The following is a 13,020-nucleotide window of genomic DNA, read 5'->3' as shown; positions in this document are numbered from 1 at the left end:
CACGAGACCGATCATTTCCCCAGGCTTAATCTTGACGTTGATCCCCTGGAGTACCGGCTCAGAGGCATCGTAGGCAAAGTGCACATTGCTAAACTCGATCTCTCCTCGAATGGGCTGGGAAGTAACGGTGGTGATGACGGGCTTCGGCTTTACCTCCGGTTCAGTATCCAGGATTTCAAAGACCCGCTCCGCGGAGGTAGAGGCCCGTTGAATCACGTCGGCAAAACCCGACAAGCCCCGCAAGGGGTTGTAGAACTGGTTGACGTAGTAGAGGAACGCGACTAGATCCCCGACACTCAGGCCCGATCCTGAAATCACCAGATACCCACCGTATCCCCAGATGATTACCGTCCCCAAGGCAGTGGCAAAGGAGAGAAAGGGCATGAAGATGCCCCGGTACTTGGCCGCGACCAAGTGCCGATCAAAGAGCTGGTCGCTGCGGTGATCAAACTTATTGATTTCCCTGGCCTCTTGGGTGAAGGACTTAACTACCTGAATTCCGGGAATGGAGTCCGCTAGCACCGAGTTCATCAGTGCCCGGCGAGTCCAAATGCCCCGATACACGCGGTGTATTCTGCGGGAGAAAACCCTCGCTGCATACACGATGAGGGGCATCGGCACCAGGGTCACCAAGGCCAAGCGCCAGTCATAGCGAAACATCACCGCGCCAACGCCGATGACCATGACTACCTGGAGCAGCAACTCCTGGGAACTTTGGACCACAAAGTTTTGCAGGTTCTGAGTATCATTGGTCACCCGGGACATTACCGCCCCGGTACGCACGGAATCAAAGTACTCCATCCGCAGATATTGCAGATGCTGAAAGACGGAACTGCGAATATCCCGGATCACCCTTTGGCCCAGCCAAGCAACGACATAGGAGCGAACACCGGAGATACCGGCATTCAGTAAATGGGTCCCCGCCAGAAGGGCCACCATGAAGGCCAAGCGAGTATAGTTGCTGGTCATCAAAACATCATCGACCAAGCGACCCGTCAAGAAGGGCTGCACCATCGACAGGCCACCATTGATGATGAGAAGTACCGTACTCAAAATGGCCTGGGGGTAATAGGGCTTGATGTAGGACAACATCCGCCGAATCAGTTTACCCTTTTCCAGACAATACTGACAGACTGAGCCCATCATGATCCGCCCACACTTGGGACAGCGATTGCTGTCCTTCTCCATTTTCTTCAGGCGGATTTTCTTAGCGGTATCGTGAGTCCTCGCGAAGTTGACCGCGCCTTGATCTTCCAGGAGGGCTTCCATATCAGCAACGGCGTTTTCAACATCTAAAGACAGTTTCCGAGAAAACCGGGCCAAATGAATGGTTTTCTCGGGAGTCTCCACTGACAACATCCCGTTTCCCACAAAGTGCTCTACATTTAGCTGGACTATCTCATCGCATCTTACTTGCTGTAACTGGTCGGGAAGCTCCGGTGTATAAGCCAACAACCGGTGGTCCGTCAACACCACCCAAGTGTCGGTATAGGTGCCTCCCAAGGACATATCGGTGACTACTGCGAACAAAATCTTCTCATCTGCTGCCACAATTTCTCCAAGAGCGCTCCGGGCTGCCTCAACTAACTGGGCTTGAGGCAACCGGTTGCGAAGATATGGATCCCACTGCTCTTCCAGCGTCAAACCATGACCCTCCTACTTAGATTATCTGACTCCCGACGCAAAAATCGAGGCGGAAGCCTCTCCTTCCACCCCGATCCTTTGATTCCCCAACATTCTACCTCCATTCATTATTCTTCGCAATTCAGGAATATCGGAAGAAATAACTTTCAGGCGCCTTATATCCGACTCCGATAACATCTTCTCATAGTTACGCAAGGTTCCTCCATAAACTTCCATGTTTCGGGCAATCGCCGCAATATCGGAATGCTTAGAGAATTAGATCTATTGTCCAGCCCTCATCCGCCGCAAGACCAAGGCTAAGCTAATCAGATTCAAGGCACCGGTAAGACCGGTATCGGCCACCAGGGCCCAGGCCGCCCCCAAAATCCCCCAGTGGGAATCGGACACCAACTTGAGGATGATGAGAAATCGGGCAGTGTTGCCAACAAAGGTGTTCACCATCACTGTTCCCATCCGTCCCAACCCGTACAATGTGCTGGCTGCCAGCAATCCACAGAAAACAAAGGGAGCAGCAAAGGCCAGGGGACGCACTAGGTCGGCAATATGCGGCGCTCCGTAGAGAATCTGGCCCAGTTGCTCAGGGAAAAACCAGAAAACTACAGAGGTGACGGCACTGACGACTACCGCAACGGAAAAACCCTTGATCAGCAACTGCTTCACTTTCTCCCATTGGTTCTGAGCCATTCGTTCCGCCACCGCTGGAATCATCACCTGGCTAATGGGACCCACCAGGACCAACGGCATGAAGAGTATCGGGGTAACCATTCCGCTCAAGGTACCAAAGGCGGCCGTTGCCTCGGACTGGGACAATCCCGAGATCAGGAGTTGTTTGGGGATCATCGCCGTATTGATTAATCCCATCGCGTTGTTCAAAAGGCCCGAGATCATCACAGGAAGCCCGATGGCCAGGAGCGTCGATCCATAACGAAGGCTAAGGAGAACCCCCTTCTGGGAAGAAGTGCTGTGCAAAAGCGACCGTAACCTTGTTCCCAAGACCACCAGGGATCCGAATTCTCCCACCACCATTCCCAAGAGAATGGCAGTTGCAGCGGGCCCCTGCCCCCAGGGAAGGAAGAGAGATAACATTACCAAGACCGCGGGAACCCGAAGGGCCGCTTCGGTGGTGCCGGCGATGGCAACGGTAGAAACATGACCCCACCCCTGGATACTACCCCGCACAATGGCACAGATGGCCGCAGGTAAGAGCAATAATCCCAGGCAGCGCAGGGGCGTTTCCAGTCTGGGATCGCCATAAAGGGTGTGGGCCAGGGTCGGACCAGTAAACCACAGCAAGGTGGCCAGAAGGCAGCTGAGCGCGGTAACGGTAACCAAGGCAAAGCGAATGTAGCCCTTGGCATCGTCGACTCGCCGGCGACCCAGACTGTCGGCAACCAGCTGTACCAGAGCAACGTGAAAACCGATGGCGGCCACATCAATCAGCAATCGATACAGGGGCATTGTCATTTGAAACAGACCCAGTACCTCTTCCCCGGCGGTTCTGACGAGGGCAATGCGATACACTGCGCCGATCACCCGAGAGACAGATCCCGATGCCATCAGTGACAGGGCCCCGGCTACCACCGGTCTTCTGGTTCTCGCCATGAAAAATCCCTCCAGTTCTGGTAAAACCTATGCCGGAACTGAAGGGATCAGACCTACGATGCCTCGGTCTTACCGGGACTACCATCGATGAGCACTATCATCAGCAGCGCGGTGATAAAGGCCAGGCCGCTGCCCAGTTGAAACATAGAAAAAATCCCAATGCGATCCACCAGTCGTCCCCCGACGGTGTTACCAATAATCGAACCTAGACCCCAGTAAACGGCACCTAACATCGATTGACCCGTGGTGCGCAAATTGGTGGGGCACAGGCTGTCAACGTAGTTCACCGCCGAGGCGTACATCAAGGAAAAGGACAGCCCGTGCAGCAGCTGAAAGGCCAAAGCCAGCTCCGGCACCCGCACCAGGGAATAACCCAGCATGCGCAGACCGTAGGCAGCGGCTCCGATGACAACACCCCATTTGGCGCCGATGCGGCGAATGAACCAACCGGAGAGCAAGAAGAGAGGAATTTCGCTTAACCCCTCAAGCAGCGTTGCCGTACCGATCATGGTGGCAGAGGCGCCGATGTTGTCCAGGTAAATTGAGAGGAAGGAAAACACCGGACTGGAAGCGGATTGGAGCAGTAGGATGCACAGCAAGAATAGCACCAGCCGGCGATCCCCAATCAAGGCCTTCACCTGACTAAAATCGACGCTGCGCTCCTGGGCCCCTTCCTGTTTCACCTCTTCCACCCTGGTACCCAAAAGTAGGGTAAAGAAATTGCCCAAGGAGTTCAACACAAACATGATGGGAAGTCCAAAGGCAGCAATGGCTCTACCGCCGACGTAGGAGAGACTGGACCAGCCCAAGGCACCCCACAGCCTCACCTTCCCATAATCAGCCTTCCGGTCCCTAAGCTCCAACTGCTCCAGCACCAGGCTATCGGTAATGGGCACAACGGGACTGCGAAATAAGGCCATCAAAATCGCCAGCACCAGAAAGTGCCAAAAGACCGATGCCGGCAGGTACAAAAGCACCATACCGACACTGATGCCCAGGGCAAACACCAGGATCTTCTTCCGACCCTTGGCATCACTTACCAAACCCCAGATCGGCTGCGTCAGGACAGTGATCAAAGGACCCACCGCCCAAATCATCCCCAACTCCGTTCCCGACAGGCCTTGATTTCGCAGGTAGACACTGAGGAAGGGACTCATCACTGCACCGGCACCAAACACCCAAAAGTTGAGAGCTCTATATACCCACATTTTTATCTAAACCCCTCGCTAGTCTTGCTCCCAAAAGGATGGCTGCAATCATACTGGCGGGATCGGCCACGCCGGTTCCGGCAATATCAAAGGCGGTACCATGGTCCACGGAGGTACGCACTATCGGGAGACCTAAGGTCACGTTGACGCCGGTTTCAAAGCCCAAGAGTTTTGCCGGGATATGGCCTTGATCATGGTACATCGCCACCACAAAGGAAAACTCACCGCGATGGGCCCGCAGAAAAACAGTATCGGGAGGAAGAGGCCCCACAACCTTCATCCCCCGCTCCCTTGCAGCCTCGATCACCGGAACGATGACCTTTACCTCCTCATCGCCGAAAAGGCCCTCTTCCCCGGAGTGGGGGTTAAGGCCGGCAACAGCGATGGGATGGTGGGTTGGTCCCAAGGTTCTAGCCATATCGGCGGTTAACTCCAGCACTCGCTGCAAACGCTGGGGAGTTACCAGATCTGGGACTTCCCGCAGTGCCGCATGGGTAGTGACATGACTGATATACAATGAATCCAGAGCTAGAAGCATTGCCACCTCTGGGGCTCCCGTTAACTGAGCTATGTACTCAGTGTGGCCGGTGAATCCCTGGTGACCGGCGGCGTTGACTGCAGCCTTATTCAGCGGTGCCGTAACTATCCCATCGGTTTGGCCCTGCAAGGCCAACTCCACGGCCTTGGTGACATACTCCAGCGCCGCTTGACCAGCCGCACCTTGCACCTTACCCAGGGAAAGCCCCTCTGGTACGTTACCAAGGTCCAATACCCAGATCCCCTTCCGGCCAGGCTGGATAGCATCAACTCCGTCGACCACGCGGACTTCTCCAGGCAATCGACACCCCTGGAGGGTCCGATCCAGCCACTGGGCATCACCTACCACCAGGGGACAACAGGCCTCTTGTACCCTGTCGTCCAAAACTGCCTTTACCACAACTTCCGGACCGATTCCCGCGGGATCCCCCATGGAGATTCCCAGAATCGGCAGATCCTTTGCCTTCATTGCTTCGCCTCCTCCCCTGTGTGTTTCCCCAGGAGGAGCGATTTTCCTCTAGGGACACAGTTCCGGTGGCTACAAGGTTTCCCCGGGACAAGGCCATACTAACTCATACCATGTTCAGCAAAGGAAGTGAGCCTGTGCATAGGATTCGACTTGGAGTAATTGGAACAGGCCTGGCCTGGGAGGGCTTGCATTGGCCGGCCCTACAAAGACTGCAGGACAGGTATGAAGTAGTGGCCGTGGCTGACATCGACGCCAGCCGGGCCCACCGGGCCGCCGAAGGGATTGGCCTTAGTGCCGATCGGGTTTACACCGATTACCGCGAGATGCTGCGTCGGGACGACATTGATGCCATCGATGTTCTGGTTCCCATCGCCAAGAACTACTCCGTCGCGGAGGACGTAGCCAAACACGGTTTTGATATGATCTGCGAAAAACCCATGGGAGCCAATCTGCGGGAAGCACGACTGCACCGAGACCTCCCGGAGAAGTACAATATCAAGGTGCTCATCGCGGAGAACTACCGCTACGATGAGGAGTACAACCTGATCAGAGACTTGGTTCGCCAGGGGCGAATTGGCGACATAGTTTATTTTGTCTGGAACTCCGTTTCCTGTTTTCCCTGTCAAATGACCCAGGATACCTTTGCCGCCACAGAGTGGCGTCAACACCCCGATTATCCCGGTGGAGACTTCCTGGATGCGGCCCTGCACGATATTGCCGCGATGCGCCACATCTTCGGTGCCATCGATCGGGTTCACGCCCTAGGGCGGCGCCAAAGACGGGATTTCAGTCCCTACTTGTCCTATCACGTCAACATCGGCTTCAAGAGCGGAGTCATCGGTCAGTTTGCCTATTGGCCCAGTGGTAAAGACAGCCAAGGACCGATGCTGGGCACCCGCATCTTTGGGACCAGGGGGGTAATCTACCTAGAGGATCGAGCCTGTGGAGTGGTCAATGTCTTTAACCCTGACGGCACCTCACAGCAATTGTACTACACCCCCTACCAAGGGTATTACAACGAGTTTGTCAACTTCTATAACGCCCTAACGGGCCAAGAAGCCATCGCGGTTCCCCCGGAGATGGAGTATGGTGATGTAATTACCGTCCTGGCCATCCTGTCGTCACTGGAAACCGGTGGAGTCTGTACCGTGGATCCCACGGCAGATTATCTCGGTCAGGTCACCGAAACCCCGGTGCCCCAACTATCCCTTCATTAAGCCGACGCCGGTGGCAGGGAACACCATCGACACAAAATAAGCCCGGAGTGGTTTTTCCACCCGGGCCTTTCCTGTTACTTGGAAAACGCAATTACACCCGATAGACGCCGTCATCTTCGATCTCCGCTGCATCCCGATAGACAAAGGTCTTGCAGCAGGTATCAACACACACCGCCACCTCGGTTTGTTGTGCCGTGGTGGCCTGGGGTGCGTCAAAACTGTCGTCCAGGGATTCCGCCATCTCGTTGGAGGTGATGAGAATCTGGTTAGCATCGCAACGATTCCCCTGGGCCCAGTAGTGACAGCTGCTCACAGTACACATGATCTCCTGGTTAGCCATCGACTTCCCTCCTTGCTCCTAAGTCGAATCTCCTTTCTAACTTTCCACGGGAGTCGATTTCATATCCCTTCCCCAACTGAAAGGCAAGATCTTGGGCACTGGTCAGGGGCGGGCTGCAGGTGCCCTCTCGGCAAACAAAGGCCACCGCCGGAGCTTCCGAAGAAAGAGCCCCTTGCCGACTAACCCACACCTGAGGTGGCGACTGCCAAATCTCTTCCCAGCCTGGAGTTAGCCCAAAGAGAACCAGACGGGGAATGAACTGAGCCCTCAGACATTCAACCATTTGCTGCCATTCAGACCGCTGGCTGTCACCAAGAAGCATAACCTCCGTACTGGTAGACTGCCACCACTGCAAGGCCGTCAGCAGCGCGGCACACCCCCAGGGGTTGTGGGCCATCTCATCGGCATAGACATCGAAGGTCCTGTCGATGAGAGCAGGAAACCGATGATCTACTTCCGCGAGCCGAATGAGTGCCAAAACCGCTTGGCTGGCGGCCGAGGGATAGGACTGATCAGTAATCCCCTTGGTCCTTAAGAGGGGTGAATCATGTTCCTCATCGCTATCAAACCAGCCGCCATTGGCTTCATCCCAAAATCTCTCCACCATCACTTCCGTCAAGGATCGGGCCTGGGTCAACCAGGAGTGGTCAAAGGTAGCGGCATGCAGATCCAATAATCCATTGATCAGCCAACCATAGTCTGAGAGAAATCCCGGGATTTGCGAAGGTCTGTCCTTGAAGGCGCGCAGCAAGCGGCCTCGACCATCCATCAGGTTCTCCAAGATAAAGTGGGCAGCTGCCTCAGCCTGCTTACCATACCCTGGCACATCGAGAATTCTCGCGGCCTGGGCAAAGGCGGAAATCATCATTCCGTTCCAGGCGGTAATAATCTTTGTGTCACAAAAGGGTTTCTCCCGGTGAGTTCGGTGGGCGAGCATCTGCGCCCTGCCCTGGGCAAGGATGTCCTGTATCCCTGGGAGACTTAATCGGTACTTGTCAGCCAACTGTTCTTCGCCCGTTGACCGATGGAGTACACTGGTTCCCTTGGCGAAATTCCCCTCTGGGGAAATACCGAAATAGTCGCAGAGAATCTCGCCCGGCTCCTCTCCCAAAAGGTCAATTACCTCCTGATAACGCCACACATAGTACCGACCTTCTTCTCCCTCGGTGTCGGCATCGAAGCTGGAATAGAAACCTCCCCCGGGAGCAGTCATTTCCGAGGCCACAAACTGAAGGGTTGACTCCACGACCTCGCGAAATTCCGGTTCACCGGTCAGCTGGTACCCGGCAAGATACAGCGGAACCAGAAGGGCATTGTCATAGAGCATTTTTTCAAAGTGGGGAACCAACCACCGGGCATCCGTTGAATAGCGATGAAACCCACCGCCCAGATGGTCCCGGATCCCACCCCGAGCCATGTGGAGCAGGGTGTCCACCACCATATCAACGCTGGCGGGGTCAGCCTCATAGCCAACGTGGAGAAAAAGCTGCAGCAGATTGGTGGTGGGGAACTTGGGAGCATCGCCGAAACCTCCATGTCTGGTATCGTAACTATACTTAAGTCTAGACACCGCCTCCCGGGGCAGATCTGTCCAATCCCAGGACTCCAGGGAAATGCCAGGCTCCGTATTTTCCGGCAGCAATTGCCCCTTCATCCCTTTGACTATGTCCTGGGCAATTGCCTCCACCCGCTCCCTTTCTGTCCTGTAGACCCGAGCTACCGTCTGGAGAATCCTAATAAAACCCGGTCGCCCGTATTTGTCTTCTGGGGGAAAATACGTGCCGGCATAAAAGGGCTTTAGATCGGGGGTCAAAAATACCGTTAGGGGCCACCCACCGTGCCCCGTCAGGAGCAAACAAGCGGTTTGGTAGGTCTCATCGAGGTCGGGGCGTTCCTCCCGGTCCACCTTGATACAAACGAAGTTCTCATTCATCATCTGGGCAATCCTTGGGTTGGTAAAGGATTCCCTCTCCATCACATGACACCAATGGCAGGCACTGTACCCGGAGCTGAGCAGAATAGGGCGATCCTCGGCCTTCGCCCTGGACAAGGCCTCGGAGCCCCAGGGATACCAATCCACCGGATTGTGGGCATGCTGGAGTAGGTATGGACTTTGCTCATGGATCAGACGATTAGTCGTAACGGTACCTTGTCCCACTATCCCATCCCCTTACCTTGACTCATAGTTAAGTTTAGCCTGCCCGGAAATACCGCCGCCATACAGGTACAAAAAAAGCGACTAACACTAGTCGCCGAGCAATTCCCCTTGGGGACCCTGTGGGATCCTAAGGGCCATCCCTGTCTGTAGTTTCCGAGGATCGCTGATCTGGGGATTGGCCTTCCAAATCTCTTGATACCGACTTCCGTCACCCCACAGCTTCTCGCTGATCCGCCACAGGGTATCGCCGGGTTCCACGGTATAGACTGTATACTCTGTCCCAGATTCCGGGAGCGACAGGACATCCCGATTCCCCGGATCCGGTGCCGGGGTAATCGGCGGCTCGGCCTCGAGAATCTCCTGTGGAGGCCTCTCCACAGTTTCATCGAAGGCCTGCCCTTGCCCCGGTACGGCAGCGGTAACTGACACCGATTCCTGTTGCTGGGACAATAGGTCAATAAACTTCGGTTGTCTCTGGTTCCAAAGGGCCTTCGCCCCGAAAATAATCAGTAGTATCACCAAGATGCCTGCTACAGCGGCAAACCATGGCCCCAAATTAGCTTGGCCAAATAATTCCGTCAAGAGTTCCTCCCTGGGAAGCTTGGGGTTGGGGACTGAACTGGAAGCATCGGTTTGCTGAGCTGAAACTTCCACCGCCTTCAACCCGGACTTAGCCTCTAAGGCTCGAACTCGCCGGCTAGGTCTTAGCTGACCCTCCTGCCAGGACCAAACTCGCCAATTCTTCCGGTCACTATCCACCAACCAGCAGACTTGCCAATGCTCCCCGAATAACTTAGCGCTACGAGCCCGGTCGGCGTTGGTGAGGTCAAGCCCCTGGAACCTCAGGGCGAACCAACCGAGGATGCGGGCCTCGGGATACTGATCTGCAAACATCTCCTGCGCCCGCCGCCAATGATCCACACTGAGTAGGTTGGGAGTCTGATCCAAGGGGTAGAAGAAAACATGCTCAATTAGCAAAACCGGTCGGAATTGACTAAAGACCACCTGGCCCCCGAGAAGACCCTCTACAGGAGAAGAGACCTTGCCCAAATCCACCTGTTGCAACTGGGCAATCACACTCTTGGAGACGAAGATATCCGGTCCACGGCCTTGACCCAATCCTGACTCACCAATTTGATGCTCCACCTCAGTCACCTCCGGGCAAGCAGCAGTACAACCTGTCCCTATCCCGCCAATTACATGAAGGGGAAACCCTATGGTTTCCCCAGGTTTAACTTCTCACCCTAGACAAAACCCAACCTAGTTTTGTCCCAAGGATACAACTAAGCCGTTCACCTTAGCTTCGGTGGCCACCTCTACGTAGAATTCCACATTGCTGTCGATGCTTACATCCTTGCCCTTAACCAAGAGGGCTCCAGCCAAACCAATGGGATTTCCCGCCAACAGCACCACGCCGAGCATACTGGCCCCTGCCGCCATATACAGAGATTGGTTCTCCTCACTGGCTCGCTCCGACAAGACCAATCGGATTCTGCTGCCGTCGATGGCAGTAACCCGACCAAAATCCAGTCGCAGCACACCGTCACGGCCCAATCTACCGGCCTCTCTGGCTTCGGTGACCGTCGCCGTTCCCTTGGTACCCGCGGGAATCACCAGGGTACCGTCGACGATAATGTCCTCGATAATCTCATAGGGGATCTGATCATTAACTTTATTTTTCTCTGAAGAAACCCCTGCCAACAACTGGATCTTCACCAGCGTCGAACTGGGCACTTCCCTAACCGCGGTAGCTATGTCCCGGCCACCCCAGACAATATTGGTCAGCTCCTGGACCCGATTCTCAACGGGCCCGGTATTGGTGGAACCAAAAATCCCTAGTTCTAATTCTTTGATTCGATCGAAAAGGGGCTTATCGGAATTGACGCTTTGGTACATCATCCACTCCAATGCCGTCAACTTAACGGTGAGAGAATTGCCATTGATGCCGGTGGCATCGACGTAACTGCGCAATCGCTCCAGCCGGACCAATAGGGCTCCCCTCTCTGTCCGCCCAAACAAATCGTTTTCCAGTCGACCCAACCGTTCAATAATTGACCCCTCTTCTACAGGGCGCCCATAGAGCTGCTTCTCCAGCTCCGTCAATTGCTGCAGTGGACTTGCTTGGGCACTGACGCCCACGGGAACTGCCAAGGTCCACACCATTACTGCCGTTAAAGCTAGACTGAGTATCCTTTTCATATTCATAGTTTCGGCTGGCCTACCCAATCGCCTAGGCCTGCACCCTTCCCCTCCTGTCTAGAATCTGATGGAGAATTCCGCGGTGGCTACATTATCTGACTCCGCGCTGGACTCAAAGTCAATCATTTTGTAACCGACCAAAAGTGAAGTATCGGCCTGAAAAACAAATCCCAGACTGAGACTTTTGGAACTTTGACCGGCACCCTCTTCAACTTCAACCCCGGCTTGCATGACTGTCTCTTCGCCAACGGGATATTTGACTCCGGCACTGGCACCCCTGCTCCCGAGATTAGCGCCGCCCAGTTGTGAGTCTCCTTCGTACTTCAATCCAAATTCCACACTTCCTGTGGGAGTATCCACTCCCACGCCGATGGCAGCCCTGCGCCGGATGGAAAACTCAGGAGGAACAGGCTCCGGCAACGATGGTTCTTCACCGGGATCCGAGGGTTCCGTGCCAGGACCACCGGATGCAGGCGGTGGCGAGTATGGAACTTTGACATCGCTAAAGCTGTAGTCCGCTCGAATTACCGTGTCGGAACCAACATCATAGCTCACACCCATGGAGTGGACAGTATTGGGTTGGGCAGATTCATCATTTAAAGCATTCACGGTATCTCTAGAGGTTCGAATTAGGATATCACCAACCCGAACGGTAAAGTCGTAACCTCGGGTCCGCATCTGTTCGGTGAAATCAAAGCCCAGCAAGGCCTCCGACCCAGGATTAACCGATCGATACTTTGCTCCCAGCTCCAAGTCTCCAATCTGCCATACCGCTCCGAAATTCTTCAGTTCGGAGTCCGATGGATCTTCTCCCGCTCCACCGGCGTATCCACCAGAAATCACAAAATCCGGCGCCACCCGAATTGTACCACCGATGGAACCGATGCTCTTAGTTTCCTCTTCGAGCAGGCCCCCTCTGGATCTGGTGGCAACGGTAGCCCCGATATGCACCCGATCGTTTAGTTGAACGATGCTGTCACCGATGAGATAGTGTTGCTTGTCCTTAAGCGCAAACAGACCGTTTTCAGGCTCGCTCTTGAGAAGCAACTGTTGCGAGGGTGAAAAGCTAAAATGATTCCAGAATAGGTCCGTTGCCCCCTTTGAAGGCAGAAACCGGTCCACAATCCCCAAGGACTCCAACTCAGAGTCAAAACCTTGGATTAGACGTCGAATCGACTCCAGATGGGTCTTGTTCAGCTCTTGGTTTGAATCCACCGCTCCCATAGCTCGTTCAAAGACATATTCCAACCAAAGGTCAGGATCCACCCCCGTCACCGATTCAGTTCCACCCATTGCCTCCAGCCGATTGAGAACTTTACTTACCAAGAGGGCCATCTCAAAGCGGGTAATGGTGGTCACTCCGTAGGTAAAGTTGAGCTCCGTCGGCTCCAGCAAAGGTGTCTCGGCTAAGGACCTAACCGCGGAATAGCTCCAGTGCTCCACGGGAAGTTCCTGAGCCTGGACTTTGGCAACCACCGGCGGGAAATTTGATGCTGCCAGTGTAAGAGCGAGAAAAATGCCTATGATAAAGCAACCCTTGAGTTTCCTGATCATATCACTCCCTCCGGTAACGGTGTATCAACCATGACTTTCGCCCCTATTTCCATCTTAGCTAATAACTAATAATTTCGGGGTAAAATGGCATA

General features: G+C 54.6%; 10 protein-coding genes. 1 reads left to right on the top strand and 9 read right to left on the bottom strand.

Annotation, left to right across the window (positions count from 1 at the left end):
- The 4 genes from GX030_01335 to pdxA all read right to left on the bottom strand — a co-directional run.
- Window positions 1-1,644: hypothetical protein (locus GX030_01335; GenBank protein ID NLV91022.1), on the bottom strand; the 1,644-nt coding region annotated here is incomplete at its 3' end.
- Between the two features lie 261 nt (window positions 1,645-1,905).
- Entirely contained in the window at window positions 1,906-3,246 is a 1,341-nt protein-coding gene (locus tag GX030_01330) for an oligosaccharide flippase family protein (protein NLV91021.1), read from the bottom strand.
- A gap of 53 nt (window positions 3,247-3,299) precedes the next feature.
- Window positions 3,300-4,454 (bottom strand): MFS transporter, encoded by a 1,155-nt coding sequence (locus tag GX030_01325; GenBank protein NLV91020.1) that lies wholly within the window; start codon window positions 4,452-4,454, stop codon window positions 3,300-3,302.
- Window positions 4,441-5,460, bottom strand: a complete 1,020-nt coding sequence (gene pdxA, locus GX030_01320; protein ID NLV91019.1) for a 4-hydroxythreonine-4-phosphate dehydrogenase PdxA — start codon at window positions 5,458-5,460, stop codon at window positions 4,441-4,443. The genes GX030_01325 and pdxA overlap by 14 nt, the downstream gene beginning before the upstream one ends.
- 134 nt (window positions 5,461-5,594) lie before the next feature.
- Between pdxA and GX030_01315 the strand changes: the two genes are divergently transcribed.
- Window positions 5,595-6,677, top strand: a complete 1,083-nt coding sequence (locus GX030_01315) for a Gfo/Idh/MocA family oxidoreductase (protein NLV91018.1) — start codon at window positions 5,595-5,597, stop codon at window positions 6,675-6,677.
- Between the two features lie 91 nt (window positions 6,678-6,768).
- Here GX030_01315 and GX030_01310 read toward each other — a convergent pair whose 3' ends face one another.
- The 5 genes from GX030_01310 to GX030_01290 form a co-directional block, all read right to left on the bottom strand.
- The gene (locus GX030_01310; GenBank protein NLV91017.1) at window positions 6,769-7,017 is read right to left on the bottom strand and encodes a DUF1540 domain-containing protein; all 249 of its coding nucleotides are present in this window, start codon (window positions 7,015-7,017) and stop codon (window positions 6,769-6,771) included.
- Window positions 7,010-9,175 (bottom strand): thioredoxin domain-containing protein, encoded by a 2,166-nt coding sequence (locus tag GX030_01305; protein NLV91016.1) that lies wholly within the window; start codon window positions 9,173-9,175, stop codon window positions 7,010-7,012. Before GX030_01305 ends, GX030_01310 begins: the two co-directional genes overlap by 8 nt.
- A gap of 87 nt (window positions 9,176-9,262) precedes the next feature.
- Window positions 9,263-10,069 (bottom strand): LysM peptidoglycan-binding domain-containing protein, encoded by an 807-nt coding sequence (locus GX030_01300; GenBank protein NLV91015.1) that lies wholly within the window; start codon window positions 10,067-10,069, stop codon window positions 9,263-9,265.
- A 366-nt stretch (window positions 10,070-10,435) separates the two neighbouring features.
- Window positions 10,436-11,380, bottom strand: coding sequence for a hypothetical protein (locus tag GX030_01295; GenBank protein ID NLV91014.1), 945 nt, complete (start codon window positions 11,378-11,380; stop codon window positions 10,436-10,438).
- 51 nt (window positions 11,381-11,431) lie between these two features.
- On the bottom strand, window positions 11,432-12,928 hold the full coding sequence (locus GX030_01290) for a hypothetical protein (protein ID NLV91013.1): 1,497 nt from the start codon (window positions 12,926-12,928) through the stop codon (window positions 11,432-11,434).
- Between the last annotated feature and the right edge of the window lie 92 nt (window positions 12,929-13,020).

The sequence above is a fragment of the Bacillota bacterium genome, from assembly GCA_012727955.1.
GTDB lineage: Bacteria > Bacillota > Limnochordia > DTU087 > JAAYGB01 > JAAYGB01.
This window is presented reverse-complemented; position numbering and strand designations above follow the sequence as displayed.

Bases quoted from the DNA above. Each gene is read 5' to 3' on its own strand.
- GX030_01300 (NLV91015.1), bottom strand. From the start codon at position 10,069: ATGTTTGCAGATCAGTATCCCGAGGCCCGCATCCTCGGTTGGTTCGCC.
- GX030_01330 (NLV91021.1), bottom strand. From the start codon at position 3,246: ATGGCGAGAACCAGAAGACCGGTGGTAGCCGGGGCCCTGTCACTGATG.
- GX030_01295 (NLV91014.1), bottom strand. From the start codon at position 11,380: ATGAATATGAAAAGGATACTCAGTCTAGCTTTAACGGCAGTAATGGTG.
- GX030_01325 (NLV91020.1), bottom strand. From the start codon at position 4,454: ATGTGGGTATATAGAGCTCTCAACTTTTGGGTGTTTGGTGCCGGTGCA.
- GX030_01290 (NLV91013.1), bottom strand. From the start codon at position 12,928: ATGATCAGGAAACTCAAGGGTTGCTTTATCATAGGCATTTTTCTCGCT.
- GX030_01310 (NLV91017.1), bottom strand. From the start codon at position 7,017: ATGGCTAACCAGGAGATCATGTGTACTGTGAGCAGCTGTCACTACTGG.
- pdxA (NLV91019.1), bottom strand. From the start codon at position 5,460: ATGAAGGCAAAGGATCTGCCGATTCTGGGAATCTCCATGGGGGATCCC.